Origin of the sequence: Actinoplanes sp. NPDC026670 (assembly GCF_040638175.1) — a bacterium.
Taxonomy (GTDB): domain Bacteria; phylum Actinomycetota; class Actinomycetes; order Mycobacteriales; family Micromonosporaceae; genus Actinoplanes.
Window position 1 is genome coordinate 15,952 of the sequence record NZ_JBEZXU010000081.1, and the last position, 17,276, is coordinate 33,227.

Below are 17,276 nucleotides of genomic sequence, written 5' to 3' on the forward strand. Positions count from 1 at the left end.
TCAGGCAGACCAGGCTCGGACGATGTCGTCGGGTCCCCAGATCAGGTCCACGGCCCCCACGGGCAGATCGGTTCCCGAGCGGCTGACGACGACCAGGCCGCTGGTGCCGGGCTCGAATCCTGGAATCATCGGAGCGTTACGGCGCAAGTCGTCGAGATGGTGCCGGTCGAACGGGCCATCCTGCCACTTGATGGAGCCCGCAAACGCAATGCGGGAAGCGACCGGGGCACGGTCGGCCCCGACCAGGTCGATCTCAGGGTTGGCTTGCCGGTTCCACCAGCCGCCGACTTCCCATGTGTCGGTCCACGTCAGTTCCCCGGCGCCGGCGGCGATGGCGAGCGCGTCACGGATGATCGGTTCGACGGCGTTACCACGCCACGTGGACCAGCGTGCTTCGAGCACGGCTCGGGCGGCTGCGATCCGGTCGCGAAGGACCAGTTGGTGCACGTCCCGAAGGATGGCCAGGTACAGGCGCAGGTTGCTGTCGGCGATCCGGTACTGGGCCAATTTGCTGGGTCTGGTGGACAGCGGCTTGTCGACGGCGAGGATCTTCTTCTCGTCGACGAGCCGGTGCAGCAGCGGGGACAACGTGCCGGAACTGACCGGCCCGCCGCGGTCGCCGGCGGCTGCGGCGATGTTGCTGAAGGTCCGGCTGCCGAGCCCGCCAACTGCTTCGAGAACGCGTCGAGCCGTATCCGGAGCAGGAAACTCCGACGCCAGTGACTGCTCGGGAACGGTGAACAACGCCGAGGTCTTGCTGGTGATCTCCACACTCAGGAAGTCGGCGGGGAGAGACCCCGGCGACCATTCCAAACAGATGCCGGGCAACCCACCGGTGATCAGGTAGGCGTCGATGGCGTCAGCACCGCTCAACTCGGTCACCGCAGCAGTTTCGGCAAGGTTGAACGGGCCCAGGACCATGTTGGCGGCCCTGCCGTAGAACGGCCGGTCGTACTCGGTGAACCGCTGCATCATGTGCAGGTCGCTGCCGAGCAGCAGCAACAGAACGGGTTTGCTCGAGATGAGCCGATCCCAGGCGACCTGCAGATGCCCATCGAAGGTCGGGTCCTGCTCGGAGAGCCACGGTAGTTCGTCGAGCACCACGATGCTCGGTGCATCAGGCAGCACACCGGCGAGGACTCGCAGCATGTCTCCCCAACCACCCGATGGCGGCTGAGAAGGGAGAAGGTCCCGACCGGATGGAGTGAGCAGCGACGAGTCGCGCAAGGCACCGAGGAATTGGCCGACCGCTTCGGTACTCGACGCGCCTTTGACTGCGGTGTAGAAGCAATATGGCAGACCCGCCCGGTCGCACAGTTCCTGAACCAGTCGTGACTTCCCGACCTGTCGCCGTCCCCGGATGGCAACGGAACGGCCTCCGCCCGTACGCCGTATGCGGTCAAGGTCTTTGGTGAGCACGTCGAGCTCGGCACGCCGCCCAACGAACATCCGAGCCCCCGAAGCTAGATTCAATCTTACTTCGGAGCAATCTACCAAGACCCGGCTGCCAGGGGCGATCATCGATCGCACCCTGACGCCGGGGCGCTGATCGGACCTGACTCAGGTCCGGGTCAGCACAAAGACCGGGATGAGCCGGTCGGTCTTCTTGGTGTACTCGATGTACTGCGGGAAGGCGGCCGCGGCCCGCTCCCACCACACCTCCCGTTCCTCGCCGGACAGCTCCCGGGCGGTGTAGTCCTGCTTGACCTCACCGTCCTGGAGCTCGACGAGCGGGTTCTTGCGCAGGTTGTAGACCCACACCGGGTTCTTCGGCGCCCCGCCGAGCGAGCCGACGACCGCATACTCCCCGTCGTGTTCGACCCGCATCAATGCGGTCTTGCGCAGGAGGCCGCTCTTCGCGCCGACCGAGGTCAGCACGATGATCGGTTTCCCCATGATGTCGTTGGCATCGGCACCGCCGCTGGCCTCGTACTTCTCGGCCTGATTGCGCGCCCAGTCCGAAGTGCTGGGGGCGTATTCACCAGTCAAGGGCATGATTCCGATCCTACGCACCCGAACGGCACCCCACCGGGCCCTGAAACGCACTTCACCACCCGCACCTTTATCGCCAGGGCCAGCCACGGATGGGTAGGCCCACCGACCGAAGGGTGCTTACCAGATGCGGAAGACGGCGCGGCGTAACGTTCTTACTGGTGGAATCGCGGCGGTCACCGCCGCAGCACTGGGCGCGTTCGCGCTGCCCGCCGGGAGCCAGGCGTTCAGCCCGGTCACCTACGGAGTCACCCTCCCGGCGACCGTCTCCGCGGCCGAGCCGGTCCGGATCCTGACGACCTCGCGGGACGCCACCGGACGCCCGGTCTTCACCGTTCACGAGGCCTCCGACCGGGTGACCGCCGAGCGGATCATCTCGTCCGCCCGCAAGACCGCCGGCACGGTCAGCGTCGAGATCGACCGCCGGGTGCACGCCCTCGACATCCCGGACGACAACGACGAGTACCGCGGCGACCAGTGGGACCTCGACAAGATCAGCGTCCCGTCCGCCTGGGAGGAGAGCACCGGCTCCGAAGTGGTCGTCGCGGTGATCGACACCGGCGTGGACGGTGCGCACCCCGACCTGGCCGGCAACGTCCTGGCCGGATACGACGCGATCGACGACACCGAGGGCGGCGACACCGACGGCAACGGTCACGGCACCCACGTGGCGGGCACCGTCGCCGCGGTCGCCGGCAACGGCGAGGGCATCGCCGGCGTCGCCCCGGACGCCAAGATCCTGCCGATCAAGGTGCTCGACGCGGACGGCAGCGGCTACACCTCGGACACCGCCGAGGGCATCGTCTGGGCCGCCGACAACGGCGCGCAGGTGATCAACCTGTCGCTCGGCTCGGACTCCTCGACCGACGCCGAGGAGGCCGCGGTCGCCTACGCCCTCGAGAAGGGCGTCACGGTCGTCGCGGCGGCCGGCAACGAGCGCGAAGAGGGCAGCCCGACCAGCTACCCGGCCGCCTACGACGGGGTCATCGCGGTCGCCGCGACCGACGCCGACGACGAGATCGCCGAGTACTCCAACCGCGGCGACTACGTGGACGTGGCCGCGCCCGGCAGCGGCATCATCAGCACCTACCCGAGCGACCTCTCCGACGACGGCAGCGGATACGCCGAGCTGAGCGGCACCTCGATGGCGTCGCCGCACGTGGCCGCGGTGGCCGCGCTGCTCAAGGCGGTCAACCCGGACCTCACCCCGGACGACGTCCAGAACGCGCTCGAGCAGTCGGCCGTCGACCTCGGCGAGGACGGCTTCGACGAGGACTTCGGGCACGGCCGGATCGACGCGGCGGCCGCGCTGGAGGCAGCCGCCGGCGGTGGCGACGGCGGTGGCGGCGACGACGAGCTGGTCACGCCCGAGCTGTCGGCCGACGAGGGCGGGCTGGTCTCGTACGGCGCCGACACCGAGACCACGTTCCAGGTGAGCGCCGACGGCGAGGCGCTGGCCGGCCTGGAGGCGGAGACCTGCGTGTCGGTCGCCGGCGGCCGCTGGGAGTGCGACACCATCGAGTCCGACGAGGAGGGCGTCTACTTCGTCGAGCACACCGCGACGGGCGCCTTCAAGGTCCGGGTGACGGTCGTCGAGACCGACACCGTCGCGTCGGTGTCGGAGATCGTCGAGTACCAGGTCCGGGCCACCGTCTCGGCGAAGAAGTCGGGCAAGGGCACGCTGACCGTGAAGGCGGCCGGCGCCTCCGGGCAGAAGATGGCCCTCCAGCGCAAGGCCGGCGGCTCGTGGAAGAACGTCAAGAGCTACCCGGTCAAGGCCAGCACCAAGATCTCCGGCCTGGCCAGTGGCAGCTACCGGGTCGTGGTGGCCGGCACCAAGGCGGTCCAGGGCGTGACCAGCGGCACGGTCAAGCTCTGACCTTCCGATACCCGGCGGTCATCCGGGTGGGGTTTACTCGTACCTCATGAGCATCATCTCCCGGGGTTTCGGCGGGCGGCGGCGAGAGCCGTCGCCCGCTCTGCCGCCCGGTCAGTACCTCGCGCACGACTTCCCGGTCCTGTCCGCCGGCCCCACACCGCGGATCCCGCAGGAGCGCTGGAAGTTCACGATCGTCACCGAGATCGGTGAGAAGCACACGTGGGACTGGGCGGAGTTCACCGCCCTGCCGGCCGAGGAGATCACGGTCGACATCCATTGCGTCACCAAATGGTCGAAACTCGGCACCTCCTGGAAGGGTGTCTCCCTGGACACCCTCTTCGAGGACGTGGAGACCGCCGGCGACTTCGTGATGGCGCACAGCTACGGCGGCTACACCACGAACGTTCCGCTGGAGGACCTGCTCGACGGCAAGGCCTGGATCGCCTACGAGTACGACGGCGAGCCCCTGCATCCCGAGCACGGCGGACCGGCCCGGCTGCTCATCCCCCACCTGTACTTCTGGAAGTCGGCGAAGTGGGTGGACGGGCTCCGGATGATGCACGAGGACGAACCGGGGTTCTGGGAGGACGCCGGCTACCACATGTACGGTGACCCGTGGCGCGAGCAGCGGTATCACGGCGACTGACCTGGCGGGTGGCCACGGTCCGGTCGGCGCGGTGGGAGACGGGTTCGGCCCGCACCCTGGAGCTCGACATTCCGGACTGGCCGGGTCACCTGCCGGGTCAGCACATCGACATCCGCCTGACCGCCGAGGACGGCTATCAGGCCCAGCGCAGCTACTCCATCGCGTCGGCCGGTCCCGGGGCGGTCGAGATCAGCGTGCAGCGCCTCGAGGACGGTGAGGTTTCGCCGTACCTCACCGACGTCGTCGAGGCCGGCGACCAGATCGAGCTCCGCGGTCCGATCGGCGGCTGGTTCGTGTGGCGTTCCGAGTCGACGGCTCCGGTGACGCTCGTGGCGGGCGGGTCCGGGATAGTGCCGCTGATGGCGATGGTCCGGGCCCGCGGTCTGGCGGCGGGCCGTCAGCCGTTCCGGTTGATCTATTCGGTACGGACTCCGGCCGACGTTCTCTACGCGGACGAACTACGCCGTCGTGCCCGGTCCGACCAGGGCCTCGACGTGCAGTTCGTCTACACGCGTGAGGCGCCGGACGGATGGCCCACTCCCCCGGCGCGGATCTCGGTGGCGACTCTGAACACCCACGGCTGGCCACCCGACTTCGAGCCGGACTGTTTCGTCTGCGGCCCGACCTCGTTCGTCGAGGTGGCCGCCGACATCCTGGTGGCCCTGGGCCACGACCCGAAACGAATCCGCACCGAACGCTTCGGCGGCGCGTAACCCCCAAGCTGGCTCTCACCGACGTCTCGCGCCCGCTGAGACAGCGGTGAGAGCCAGCCGGGTGTCAGGAGAGCTCCAGCAGGAGGGCCTGTTCCGGGGTCAACAGTGGGGCTGGTAGGCCCAGCTCGGTCAGCACCCGGCCGGGGAGCGTGATTGCGCCGGCGGCCAGCCACGGGGGTGGGGCGTCCTGCACCGTGCGGGGCGGGACACCTATCGGGCGGACCGTGTATGAGCGGTCCGGGTCCAGGCCTGGGAAACGGATCGGCGGCGGCAGGGCGGCGGCCGGGCTGCCCAGGCTGACCAGGGCGTAGACCGCGTGGCTGCGGTCCTGAGCGACCACCCCGTGCAGCAGGTGCGCCGGGTCGGGCGAGTCCGCGCGGACCACCCGGCCGGAGTGCAGGAGCGGGCGCAGGCGCTTGTGCTCGGCAATCCATGCGGCGATGTCGGCCTTCTCGGCGGCCGACGCCCGGGTCAGGTTCCATTCGATGCCCGCGCTGCCGAACAGGGCGGTGGCCAGGCGGAACCCCAGGGCCGAGGTGCGGCCGGTGACGTGGGCGACCCCGTCACCGAGGTGGCCGCCGAGATACTCCGGCGGGATCAGGACTCCGGTCCAGCGCTGGATCGACTGCCGGTCGAGCGGATCGTTGGTGTCGGACGTCCAGAACCTGTCGACGAGCGGCAGGATGCCCAGGTCGATGCGGGCCCCGCCGGAGGCGCAGCTCTCGATCTCGACGTGCGGGAACGCCTCCTTGAGCGCGGCCAGCAGCCGGTAGAGCGCCCGGGTCTGCCGATGGGACACGCCGGGGGTGAGCAGGTCCCGGTTGTGGTCCCACTTGAGGAACGCGATCGGGTACTCGGTGAGCAGGGCGGTCAGGCGTTCCAGCAGGTGGTCGTAGGCCTTGGTGAGGTCGAGGGCACGCTGCCAGCGCCAGGTGGGGCCGCTGTCGAGAATCCAGTCGGGGTGTTCGCGGGCAAGGCGGGAGTCGGGGCTGATCATCTCCGGTTCGACCCACAGGCCGAACTCCATGCCGCGCTCGTGGACCCGGGAGATCAGCGGGTGCAGGCCGTCCGGCCACACCCTGTCGTCGACGAACCAGTCGCCGAGGGCCCGCCTGTCGTCGCGGCGGCCGGTGAACCAGCCGTCGTCGAGGACGAACCGTTCGACGCCCACCTCGGCGGCCGCGTCGGCCAGCTCGCTGAGGACGGCCAGGTCGTGGTCGAAGTAGACGGCTTCCCAGGTGTTGAGCACCACCGGGCGCGGCTTGCGCAGCGTGGACGTCGAGCGGATCCACGGGTGCAGGCGGTCGGAGAGACCGTCGAGACCGGTGTCCGAGAAGACCGCGACCAGCCACGGCGTCTCGTACGACCCACCCGGCGCGAGGCGGATCTCGCCGGGGGCGAGCAGCTCACCGGCGCCGAGGACGTGGTAGCCGAGGGCGGAGCGTTCGGCCCAGATCCGCTTGTCGCCGCTCCAGGCCAGGTGGACGGCCCACACCCGGCCGTTGCGGAAATTGAAACCGGGCTCACCGGCGACCATCAGGAACGCGTCGTCGTGGCCGGGGCGGCCGTGCCGGCTCTCCCGGCTCCAGATCCCGTGCCGGAGCGGGGCGCGCTGCGGGCTGCGCTCGTGCGACCAGAGGCCGGTGAAGTCGAGCAGTTCGGACGCCTCGGCCGGGAGGGGCAGCAGCACGTCCAGGTTCGGCAGGACGAGCTCGTCGTGGCCACGGTTCGTCAGCCGGTGCCGCATCCGCAGCACACCCTGTCCGGTCATCTCCAGCTCCGTGGAGACCTCTTGCGTGGAATCGGGGCTCGTCGACCGTACAACCAAGGTTTGATCTTGAAGTTGGGCCTCGGCGGTCCGGAAACCGTGACCGCTTTCGATCGCTGGACGGCCGGTCCATCCCTCTGCGAGGGAGGGCAAAATCGACAGCCGCAGCGGTACGTCGATCGAGCTCGGTGGCACCGCCGGCTCGAAGGCACCCTCCGCGGGTTCGAATTCTCCCAGGTCAGGGCCCCAATGGAGGATCGACGCGGCGGTGCCGCGGGTGTCGAGCACAAGGCTGACACCCGCGGCGCGCAGGTGGAACACGGTCACTCGGCGACCGGGATGGACTGGGCCTTCAGGTCCGCGATGGTCTTGGTCTGGGTGGTCTTGAGCGCGTCGAGCAGCGTGCCGGTGCCGGAGACGACGCCCTTGAAGCCGTCCGAGGCGGTGGCGTAGGTGCTGGTCATGGTCGGTCCCCAGACGAAGTCGGGCGAGACCTGGGTGGAGGCCGTCGCGAAGACATCGTAGATCTTCTGGCCGCCGTAGAACTCGACTCCCTCGGACAGCGCCGGGAGCTTCGCGCCGGCCTTGGTCGCCGGGTAGAGCTGCGCCTCCTTGTTGAGCGCGGTCAGCGCCTCCTCCGAGGTGTTCAGCCAGAGGGCGAACTTCGCGGCCTCGTACGGGTGCTTCGAGCCCTTGAAGACCGCGGTCGACGAGCCGCCCCAGTTACCGGCGACGGTGCCACCGGCGGTCCACTGCGGCATCGGGGCGACCGCCCACTTGCCGGACGTGTCCGGCGCGCCGGACTTGATGGAGTTGGCGCCCCACACCGCGGAGACCCAGGTCCACGCCTGGCCGGTGTTGTAGGCGTTGTCCCACTCGGTGGTCCACGGCGGGACGGCCGAGACGAGCTTCTTGGTGATCAGGTCCTGCCAGTAGTTGGCGACCTTGGTGGTGTTCTCGTCCTGGAGGTTCACGGTCCACTTGGTGCCGTCGTTGGCGAACCAGCGGCCGCCCGCCTGCCAGGACAGACCCGCGAACTGGCTGATGTCGCTCTGCGAGAAGTTGGTGATGTAGCCGCCGGCCGCCTTCACCTTCTCGGCCGCCGCCGCGTACTCCTCCCAGGTCGTCGGCACCGGGATGTTGTTCTTCTCGAACAGGTCCTTGCGGTAGAACAGCGCCATCGGGCCGGTGTCCTGCGGGATGCCGTAGACCGCGTTCTGCTCGCCGAAGGAGACCTGGTTCCAGGTCCAGTCGACGAACTGGTCCTTGGCCGCGGTGACCTCGGTGCAGTCGGCGAGGTTGGTCAGGCCGTCCTGCACCCGGAAGCTGGGCAGCGCGTCGTACTCGATGTGGCCCAGGTCGGGGGCGTTGCCGGCCTTGAGCTGGTTGAAGAAGTTGGCGTAGGTGCCGCCGTTGCCGTTCGGGCCGGTCTGGACCTTGACCTGGATGTTCGGGTTCTTGTCGTTCCAGAGCTTCACCACGTTCTCGATCCCGGGGATCCAGGTGGTGTAGGTCAGGGTGACGTTGCCTTCCGACGGGGCGCAGGCCTTGGCATCGGCGGCGGGTTCGGACGATTCGCCGGACGAGCAGGCGCCGAGTGCCAGCGCTGAGACCAGCGCGACGCTGAGTGACCGCAAACGCATGGTGTTCCTCATTTCATAAACGGGAGGGATTACTTGATGGCGCCGGAGCCGAGTCCGTTGCGCCAGAAGCGCTGCAGAAGCAGGAAGGCGATCACCAGCGGGACGATCGAGACGAGAGCGCCGGTGAGCACGAGCATCCGCAGCTCGGGGATCTGGTTCACCTGGGTGTTCCAGGAGTAGAGACCGAGCGTGACCGGGAACAACTTCTCCTCGCCGAGCATGATCAGCGGGAGCAGGAAGTTGTTCCAGACGGCCACGAAGTGGAAGAGGAAGATCGTCACCAGGGCCGGGAACATCAGCTTGGTGGAGATCGTGAAGAACGTGCGGATCTCGCCCGAGCCGTCCAGGCGGGCGGCTTCGAGGAGCTCGTCCGGAACGCTCGCGGTGGCGTAGATCCGGGCCAGGTAGACGCCGAACGGGTTCACCAGGCTGGGCAGGAAGACCGACCAGAAGGTGTTCGTCGCCTGGAACTGGCTGAAGATCAGGAACAACGGTAGGGCGAGGGCGGTGGCCGGCACAAGCACCCCGGACAGGACGATGTTGAAGATCGCCTCCCGCCCCGGGAAACGGTACTTGGCCAGGGCGTATCCACACATGGCGGCCAGCAGGGTGCCGAGCAGCGCGGCGCCGCCGGTGTAGACGACGCTGTTCAGCATCCAGCGCAGGAAGACGCCGTCGCGGTAGGCGAACAGCTCGCTGAGGTTGTCGCCGAGCGAGAAGTCGGCGAACCACAGCGGGGCCGTGTTGGTGAACTGGCTCCGGCTCTTGGAGGCCGCGACCAGCAGCCACCAGATGGGAGTCAGGAAGTAGAGTGTCGCCGCCCCCATGACGGCCATCGGCGCCAGGCGCTTCACTTGTCCCCTCCTCGCTGGGTCGCCTTCAGGAAGGCGAAGGACAGGACGCACGTCGCCAGGGCCAGAACCACGGAGAACGCCGCGGCCAGGTTGAAGTTCGGGATGGCCGACGTCGAATAGACGGTCAGGTTCGGCGTGTACGTGCTGGTCACCGCGGAACTGAAGCTGCGGAACACGGCCGGCTCGGCGAGCAGCTGCAACGTGCCGATGATCGAGAAGACGGTGGTCAGCACGATCGCCGGCATCACCAGCGGAATCTTGATGGACCAGGCGGTACGGATCGCCCCGGCGCCGTCGATCTTCGCCGCCTCGTACACCTCCTGCGGGATCGCCAGCAGCGAGGAGTAGATGATCAGCATGTTGTAGCCGACATACACCCAGGTCACGACGTTCGCCATGGACCACAGCACCAGGTCGGCGGAGAGCAGGTCGAAGCTGCCGGTGACCGCGGTGAACGGGGACAGGTTCGGGGAGTAGAGGAAGCCCCACATGATCGCGGCGACGACACCGGGCACGGCGTACGGCACGAAGAACGCCAGCCGGAAGAAGCGCCGCCCCTTGACCAGGCCGGAGTCCAGCAGCAGGGCGAAGACCAGGGCCAGGCCCAGCATCACCGGCACCTGCACGACGCCGAACAGCAGCACCCGGCCGATCGACTCCCAGAACGGCCCGTCGGAGAAGACCCGCTGGTACTGGGCGAGCCCGCCGAACACCTCGGTGGCCTTGCCGAACGTGCCCTGGCGCTCGACCTTGTACAGCGACTGCTTGATCGCGTACAGGATCGGGGCCAGGTAGAACGCCGCGAAGAGCAGGGCGAACGGGAGGATGAAGAAGGTCAGCGCCTTCCACTTGCCTTTCACCGGACCTCCTCCCGGACGACCGCCACGCCGCCGCCCTGGACTGTCAGCACGCCGTCCGTCGTCTCCCCGGTGACCAGGTCGGTTCCCCGGGCCGGGTGCTCGACGGGCTCCGTGCCGTGGTTGATGACGAAGAGGTAGCTGCGGCCGTCGCCACTCCGCCGCACGACCTCCACTTTGTCCGATTTATCGGACATGACCCCCGTGGCTTCGCGGAGGGTTTCCGACATATCCGTTTTAGTGGCGATGTACCAGGCTGTGCCGGCGCCGTGCTGATTCCGGGTGATGGCCGGGATTCCGGACATCGGGCCGTCCTGGAACGTCGCGATCACCGACGCGGTCGTGGCGCGCAGCCGCTCGGTCCAGAGCGTCCCGGTCCCGCCGTTGCTCAGGGCCACTTCCGAGCCGGGCAGCAGTGGGGCGAACTCCTCGGCCAGCACCCCCAGCACGTCCCGGAACGCCCCCGGGTAGCCGCCGAGCCGGATCCGGTCCCGCTCGTCGACGATCCCGCTGAAGTAGGTGACCACCAGCCGGCCGCCACCCGCCACGTAATCGGCGATCGCCTGGGCGTCGGTGTCACTGATCATGTAGAGCCCCGGCACCACGACGAGCCTGTAGCGGCTCAGATCAGCGCCCGGAGCGATCACATCGGTGGTCACGCCCAGCTCGCGCAGCGCCCCGTGGGCCGAGTGCACCTGGTCCAGGTAGGTGACCGCCTGCGACGGCCGGGCCTCCCCCTCGGACGACCACCACGACTCCCAGCTGAACAGCAGGGCGACCTCGGATTCGACCTCGGTGCCGGCCACCTCGCCGATCCGGTCCAGCGTCTCGGACAGTTTCAGCACCTCACGCCAGGCGACCGTGTCGGTGCCGGCGTGCGGCAGCATCGCCGAGTGGAACTTCTCCGCGCCCTGGGCCGAGGCCCGCCACTGGAAGAAGCAGAGCGAGTCGGCGCCCCGGGCCACGTGCGTCAGCGAGTTGCGGATCATCTCGCCGGGCGCCTTGGTGAGGTTGTGCGGCTGCCAGTTGACCGCGCCGGCCGCCTGCTCCATCAGCATCCATGGGCGGCCGCCGGCCAGTCCGCGGGTCAGGTCGGCGGCGAAGGACAGCTCGGCCACCGGGTCGCCGAGGCGGTGGTCCAGGTAGTGGTCGTTGGCGATCACGTCCATCTCCGGCGCCCAGGACCAGTAGTCCAGGTTGCGGATGTGGGCGGTGACCATGAAGTTGGTGGTGACCGGGACGGTGGAGTGCTTTCGCAGCAGGGACGCCTCGGCCCGGTAGTAGTCCAGCAGCTCGTCGGAGCTGAACCGCTGGAAGTCGACCAGCTGGGCCGGGTTGCGCAGGGACAGCGCGAGCCGGGGCGGCTGGATCTCCGACCAGTCCGAGTAGCGCTGGCTCCAGAAGGACGTGCCCCACGCCTCGTTCAGTGTCTCGATCTTGCGGTAGCGGGTGCGCAGCCAGGTCCGGAACGCGTCGGCGCTGGTCTCGCAGTAGCAGAGCGCGTTGTGGCAGCCCAGCTCGTTGGAGACGTGCCAGAGGGCCAGGGCCGGGTGGTTGCCGTACCGGCGGGCGACCCGGCCGACCAGGTCGAGCGCGCGGTCCCGGAAGACGCTGGAGCTGGGGCACCAGGCCTGGCGGCCGCCCGGGTAGCGAACCGTGCCGTCCGCGGCGACCGGCAGCGTCTCCGGGTACCGGCTGCTCAGCCACGGCGGCGGCGACGAGGTGCCGGTGCCCAGGTTGATCTTGATGCCGTGTGCGTGCAGCAGCTCGACGACCTCGTCGAGGTCGTCGAACCGGTACTCGCCCGGGCTCGGCTCGAGGTTGGACCAGCCGAAGATGTTGACGGCGACCAGGTCGACCCCGGCCCGCCGCATCAGGGCGGCGTCCTCGCGCCAGACGTCCGGCGACCACTGCTCGGGGTTGTAGTCGCAGCCCAGGCTGATGCCCGGAACCGGCATGCGCACGCTTTTCATAGAACTCCTGGTCAAGGAATGTGTGCACGTGCACACATTTCCGTGAGCCTAAACGGCGGTTACGGATGTGTGAACGTGCACACAGTAGGACTGGCCTGCGACGAGGTCAATAGCCCACAGCTACTGTTGACCACATGTCCCGGCCCCAGCCTCAGAAACGCGCCACGGTGCACGACATCGCGGCCGCCGCCGGCATGTCCCGGGGCACCGTGAGCCGCGTGCTGAACGGTGGATATGTCTCCGCCGAGGCGCGAGCCGCCATCGAGACGGCGATGAGCGACCTCGGCTATGTACCGAACAACGCCGCGCGAGCGCTGAAGATGCGCAGGTCACAGGCGGTCGCGTTCGTCGCACTGGAGCCACATTCGCTCTTCCTCGACGACCCCAACATCGGCTCGATCATGCTGGGCGCCAACGCCGCCCTGTCCCTCGCCGACCACCAGATGGTCAGCCTGGTCGTCGAGTCGGCCCGCGACACCGAGCGGGTCGCCCGCTACCTGAGCGGCGGTTTCGTCGACGGCGCCATCGTCGTCTCGGCCCGTACCAAAGATCCGATCATCCGAGTGATCAGCGACCTCGCACTGCCCGCCGCTTTCGTCGGCCACCCGCCCGACCTCGACCAGAACATCCCGTTCGTCGGAATAGACAACGTCGGCTCGGCCCGCGCCATCACCGAGCACCTGGTCACCACCGGCCGCCGCCGGATCGGCATGATCGCCGCCGCCCTCGACCGCGACTCGGGCATCGACCGCCTGGCCGGCTTCCGCGCCGCCCTCGGCCCTCTCTTCGACGAGACCCTGGTCGCCGACGTGCCGCACTACGACTACGGCTCCGGCGTGAAGGGCATGCGCGACCTGCTCGAGCGCGACCCGTCCCTGGACGGCGTCTTCGCCGCCTCCGACGCGATCGCGGCCGGCGCCCTGGAGGCGCTGCGCGAGGCCGGCCGCTCGGTGCCGGGCGACGTGGGCGTGGTCGGCTTCGACGACAGCACGTGGGCGGTCCGCTGCCAGCCGCAGCTCACCACGGTCCACCAGCCGGCCAAGGAGATCGGGTCGTGCGCGGCCCAGGTCATCCTGCGCCAGCTGCGCGGCGAACACCCCGATCCGGCCGGCCAGCTCCTGCCCACCCCGCTGGTGCTGCGCGACTCCGCCTGACCCGGCGGGTCAGCCGCGCAGGCCCCGGAAACGCTGGGTGAGGCTCGGCGGCGGGGGCGGCGGGACCGGGCGATGGACCGGCGGGGGCTCGGAGCGCCCGATCGGCCGGTCGTAATCGGCGGCCGCGATGGCCTCGACGGCCTGCTCGTCGGTGAAGTCCTCGGAGCCGGGGATGGAGTCGACGAACCCGACCAGCACGCCGTCACGCATCACCTGCGCCTTGAGCGCGGCACTGCCGTCGTCACCCCAGAGCGCCTCACGGCCGTCGGCCAGCAGGATCCGGACGGCATATCCGGAACGCCCGGCGCTCGGCAGTTTCAGATGAGCGAACACGTTGCGCGCCCGCAGTGTCTCGACCAATCGGCGGGCCCGGCTCTCTTGCATGATCCGACGCTAGCTCGCATGCCTGGAAGCACGCTGAAGATCCGCTTGGCGCGTACACGAAACATGACCTTGCGTGATAGCCCCAGGTCACATCGATGCATGTTACTACTTCTTAACAGGAATTTCACCGGATTCCTTTTCTCGGACACCCGGCCTACTGTGCGGTAACCGAAGCGCTTCGGTCCCCGGATCCCCACGTGGAGCATCGGAGGCCATCGATGAGAATCGTCAGTGTTCTCGTCACTTCGTCCGTCCTGAGCCTCGTCCTCGCCGCACCCGCCCAGGCGGCGAGCAGCATCGACTACGTCGCCCTCGGCGACTCGTACTCCTCCGGCGTCGGCGCGTCCGGCCAGTCCGGCACCTGCCTGCGCAGCAACAACAGCTACGGACCCCGGTGGGCCGCGGCCAACAGTCCGGCGTCGTTCCAGTTCCTCGCCTGTAGCGGCGCCACCACCGACGACGTCCTCAACAGCCAGATCCCGGCCATGAACGCCGGCGCCGACCTGGTCAGCATCACCATCGGCGGCAACGACGCCGGCTTCGCGCCGACCATCGTCACCTGCCTGACCTCCAGCGATTCGGCCTGCGCGGCCAAGGTCAACAGCGGCCGGGCGTACGTCGAGAACACCCTCCCGGCCGAACTCGACGCGACGTACGCGGCGATCAAGGCAAAAGCTCCCGGCGCCCGCGTGGTGGTGCTCGGCTACCCGCTGATCTTCGACACCTCGTCGGTGCTGTGCGAGATGAGCATCGCCAAGCGGAAGTCGATCAACGAGGGCGCCCGGGTGCTCGACGAGAAGATCAAGGAGCGCGCCGAGGCGGCCGGGTTCGTCTGGTCCGACGTGCGTGACGAGTTCACCGGTCACGGGGTCTGTTCGTCCCGGCCGTGGATCAACGGGCTCACCATCATCCCGCCGCAGAACTCCTACCACCCCAACGGCAGCGGCTACTCCAGCGGATATCTGCCGGCCCTGAGCGGCTCAGCCGCCTGACCCCGCGGGAGCCCGGTCCGCCGCCGAAGCAACCCATCGGCACCGTCGGCGGACCGGGACCCGCCGCCGAGGGCCGCCACCGTAATGGTCATGGCCCACCTGAACACGCTGCTCTTCCTGGTCGTCGTCGCGCTCTCGGTGGTGGCGCTGATCGACTGCCTGCTCACCGAGCGGTCGCGTCTCCAGTCGTTCCCGCGTGGCGCCTGGGCGGTGCTCATCCTGTTGTGCCCGATCTTCGGCCCGGTCGCGTGGTTCCGGTCCGGGCGCGCCACCCCGGCCCTCGTCCAGGCCGCCCCGATGGGCCCCGACGACGACCCGGAGTTCCTCCGCCGGCTGGCCGAGTCGTTGCGGGACCGCTGACCCCGATCCCAGGGGCGTTCAGCGCTGCGACACCGGTGGCTGCGGACCGCAGAGCGACCTGATCGCCCCCAGCAGCGTCGACCTGGTGAACGGCTTCTCCAGCAGCATGCTGTTGTCGTCCAGGTGCAGCTGCGGGCCGAGCGACGCCGCGGTGTAACCGGACATGTAGAGCACCGGCAGGTCCGGCTGATGGGTGCGCAGCGCCCCGGCCAGCTCCGGACCGGTCATCGTCGGCATCACCACGTCAGTGATCAGCAGGTCCGGCCGGGCGCCCGCGGCGACCTGGGTGACCGCCATCAGCGCGTCGGTGGCGACCGCGATCTCGTATCCGGCCGGTTCGATCAGCCGGCGCACCAGCTGCGCCACGTCCGGCTGGTCCTCGACGATCAGCACCCGGCCGATCACCGCGGTCTTCTGCTGCCGCTCCCCCGCCGGGCCGGTCTTCTGCTCGGCCGCCGGCAGATAGATGTGTACGGTCGTCCCGATCCGTGGCTGCGACTCCAGCTCGATGTGGCCGCCCAGGTTGTGCACGATCCCGGCCGTGGTGGCCAGGCCCAGCCCGGCCGCGGTCGGACGGGTGGTGAAGAACGGCTCCAGCGCCCGCTTGCGTACCTCGTCGTCCATGCCCGTGCCGGTGTCGGTAACCACCAGGTGCACCAGCTTGCCGGTCGGCGCGCCCTCGGCCAGCTGACCCGGCTCCACCGTCTCGTTGGTGGCGGTCACCCGGACCATCCCGCCGTGCAGCATCGCGTCCCGGGCGTTCGCGGCCAGGTTGACCAGCGCCTGCTCCAGCGGGCCGCGTTCGGCTTTCACCGGCCACACGTCCGGCCCGAACGCCAGGTCCAGGCCGATCCGCTCGCCGAGCGTACGGCTGAACAATGCCTGCACGTCGGTGAGCAGATCGGGGATCGGAATCACCTCGGGCCGATGCCCCTCGCTGCGGCCGAAGGCGAGCAGCTGATGGGTGAGGGTCCGCCCGGTGCCGACCGCCTCCAGGATGTCCTTGGCCAGCTGGTGGTGCGGCGAGTCCTCGTCGGCGGTGCCGAGGATCATGTCGGCCGACCCGGCCACCACGGTCATCAGGTTGTTGAAGTCGTGCGACAGGCCGCCGATCAGATGGCCCAGGCTGTCCAGCCGGCGCAGGTGGTCGAGCTGCCGTTTCAGGCCGCGGGCGTCGATGTGGTCGGTGGTGTCGGTGATCATGCACAGCACACCGGCGAACTCGTGATGCTCGTCCTGGACCGGCATCATGCTGATCCGCACGCTGCGCCGCGACCCGTCGGCCCGCATCAGCCGGGTCGCCCCGACCGTCGACCGGCCGGTCCGGCACTCGTTGATCCGCCGGTCCAGCTCCTTCTGGCCCACGTTGTCGAGGAAGCCCCGCAGCGACACCCCGATCAGCTCGGCCCGGGGCATGCCCAGGACCACGCCGATCGGCTCGTTCGCGTAGGTCGCCACCCCGTTCGGGTCCAGCTGCAGCACGCCTTCCGGGATCGTCTCCAGCACCCGGCGGTAGCGTTCCTCGGCGTTGCGCAGCCGCTCCTGGGCACGGGCCGAGCTCTCCGCCAGCGACAGCTCGCCGGCGATGTCCCGGGCCAGCTCCACCTCCTGGGTGGAGTAGGGGGCGTCCGGCGTGTGGCGGGTCAGGATCAGATAGCCGGCGTACGTGTTGTCGACGATCACCGGGCACAGGACGGCGGCGCTCACCCCGAGCTCGGGAGCGGCGAGCGCGGCCGCCGCCTCACCGGCCAGCACGATCGGGCGGCGGCTGGCCGCCAGGGTGGTGGAGAACTCGTCGTCCGGGGTCTGGCCGGCCCGGGACAGATCCCGGGCCAGCGGAGCCGAGCGTTCGTTGTCGAGATGGTGGTACGAGATCTCCTCGTAGTGCCCGTCGTCACGGAGCAGTTGCACGCCCGCGCCGTCACCGACCATGTCGGCGGCGGCGCGGGCGGCGGTGGACCGCACCTCGGCCGGGTCCGCCGCCGCTCGGCTGAGTGCGAGGGCGAGGTCGGCCAGCGCATACCGGAGGGGGGAAGCCATGACACCCATGAGCATCATGAT

Annotated in this window: 15 protein-coding genes; 6 read left to right on the top strand and 9 right to left on the bottom strand. The window is 69.1% G+C overall.

The window, feature by feature from the left end; translation table 11 throughout:
* A complete protein-coding gene (locus AB0E94_RS45625; protein WP_360340541.1) occupies positions 1–1,449 on the bottom strand; it encodes an ATP-binding protein in 1,449 nt (482 codons plus the stop codon).
* Between the two features lie 111 nt (positions 1,450–1,560).
* Positions 1,561–1,995: a nitroreductase family deazaflavin-dependent oxidoreductase gene (locus tag AB0E94_RS45630; protein WP_360340544.1), complete on the bottom strand. Its 435-nt coding sequence runs from the start codon at positions 1,993–1,995 to the stop codon at positions 1,561–1,563.
* A 124-nt stretch (positions 1,996–2,119) separates the two neighbouring features.
* Between AB0E94_RS45630 and AB0E94_RS45635 the strand changes: the two genes are divergently transcribed.
* The 3 genes from AB0E94_RS45635 to AB0E94_RS45645 are packed head-to-tail and all read left to right on the top strand — an operon-like array spanning position 2,120 to position 5,230.
* Positions 2,120–3,871 carry a S8 family peptidase gene (locus tag AB0E94_RS45635; RefSeq protein WP_360340547.1) on the top strand — a complete coding sequence of 584 codons (1,752 nt, stop codon included), beginning with the start codon at positions 2,120–2,122 and terminating at the stop codon, positions 3,869–3,871.
* Positions 3,872–3,917: 46 nt separating this feature from the next.
* Complete coding sequence (locus AB0E94_RS45640) at positions 3,918–4,517, top strand: sulfite oxidase-like oxidoreductase (RefSeq protein ID WP_360340550.1); 600 nt, start codon at positions 3,918–3,920, stop codon at positions 4,515–4,517.
* Positions 4,487–5,230 carry a ferredoxin reductase gene (locus AB0E94_RS45645; RefSeq protein WP_360340553.1) on the top strand — a complete coding sequence of 248 codons (744 nt, stop codon included), beginning with the start codon at positions 4,487–4,489 and terminating at the stop codon, positions 5,228–5,230. Before AB0E94_RS45640 ends, AB0E94_RS45645 begins: the two co-directional genes overlap by 31 nt.
* A 64-nt stretch (positions 5,231–5,294) precedes the next feature.
* On the opposite strand, the gene AB0E94_RS45650 is transcribed toward AB0E94_RS45645, so the two are convergent.
* From AB0E94_RS45650 to AB0E94_RS45670, 5 genes are read right to left on the bottom strand one after another with little or no spacing between them, the layout of a single operon-like run.
* On the bottom strand, positions 5,295–7,325 hold the full coding sequence (locus tag AB0E94_RS45650) for an alpha-galactosidase (RefSeq protein WP_360340556.1): 2,031 nt from the start codon (positions 7,323–7,325) through the stop codon (positions 5,295–5,297).
* Complete coding sequence (locus AB0E94_RS45655) at positions 7,322–8,641, bottom strand: extracellular solute-binding protein (RefSeq protein WP_360340559.1); 1,320 nt, start codon at positions 8,639–8,641, stop codon at positions 7,322–7,324. Before AB0E94_RS45655 ends, AB0E94_RS45650 begins: the two co-directional genes overlap by 4 nt.
* 29 nt (positions 8,642–8,670) lie before the next feature.
* Positions 8,671–9,495 carry a carbohydrate ABC transporter permease gene (locus AB0E94_RS45660; RefSeq protein WP_360340562.1) on the bottom strand — a complete coding sequence of 275 codons (825 nt, stop codon included), beginning with the start codon at positions 9,493–9,495 and terminating at the stop codon, positions 8,671–8,673.
* A complete protein-coding gene (locus AB0E94_RS45665) occupies positions 9,492–10,355 on the bottom strand; it encodes a sugar ABC transporter permease (RefSeq protein WP_360340565.1) in 864 nt (287 codons plus the stop codon). The genes AB0E94_RS45660 and AB0E94_RS45665 overlap by 4 nt, the downstream gene beginning before the upstream one ends.
* The gene (locus AB0E94_RS45670) at positions 10,352–12,325 is read right to left on the bottom strand and encodes a beta-galactosidase (protein ID WP_360340568.1); all 1,974 of its coding nucleotides are present in this window, start codon (positions 12,323–12,325) and stop codon (positions 10,352–10,354) included. Before AB0E94_RS45670 ends, AB0E94_RS45665 begins: the two co-directional genes overlap by 4 nt.
* A 134-nt stretch (positions 12,326–12,459) precedes the next feature.
* Here AB0E94_RS45670 and AB0E94_RS45675 point away from each other — a divergent pair, with 134 nt between their 5' ends.
* Positions 12,460–13,479 (top strand): LacI family DNA-binding transcriptional regulator, encoded by a 1,020-nt coding sequence (locus AB0E94_RS45675; RefSeq protein ID WP_360340571.1) that lies wholly within the window; start codon positions 12,460–12,462, stop codon positions 13,477–13,479.
* Positions 13,480–13,488: 9 nt separating this feature from the next.
* Here AB0E94_RS45675 and AB0E94_RS45680 read toward each other — a convergent pair whose 3' ends face one another.
* Positions 13,489–13,863, bottom strand: coding sequence for a hypothetical protein (locus tag AB0E94_RS45680; protein WP_360340574.1), 375 nt, complete (start codon positions 13,861–13,863; stop codon positions 13,489–13,491).
* A gap of 218 nt (positions 13,864–14,081) precedes the next feature.
* On the opposite strand from AB0E94_RS45680, the gene AB0E94_RS45685 reads away from it, so the two are divergent.
* Both AB0E94_RS45685 and AB0E94_RS45690 read left to right on the top strand, forming a co-directional pair.
* The gene (locus tag AB0E94_RS45685; protein WP_360340577.1) at positions 14,082–14,855 is read left to right on the top strand and encodes an SGNH/GDSL hydrolase family protein; all 774 of its coding nucleotides are present in this window, start codon (positions 14,082–14,084) and stop codon (positions 14,853–14,855) included.
* A gap of 90 nt (positions 14,856–14,945) precedes the next feature.
* Positions 14,946–15,215, top strand: coding sequence for a PLD nuclease N-terminal domain-containing protein (locus AB0E94_RS45690; protein ID WP_360340580.1), 270 nt, complete (start codon positions 14,946–14,948; stop codon positions 15,213–15,215).
* 18 nt (positions 15,216–15,233) lie between these two features.
* Here AB0E94_RS45690 and AB0E94_RS45695 read toward each other — a convergent pair whose 3' ends face one another.
* Entirely contained in the window at positions 15,234–17,255 is a 2,022-nt protein-coding gene (locus tag AB0E94_RS45695; protein ID WP_360340583.1) for a response regulator, read from the bottom strand.
* Between the last annotated feature and the right edge of the window lie 21 nt (positions 17,256–17,276).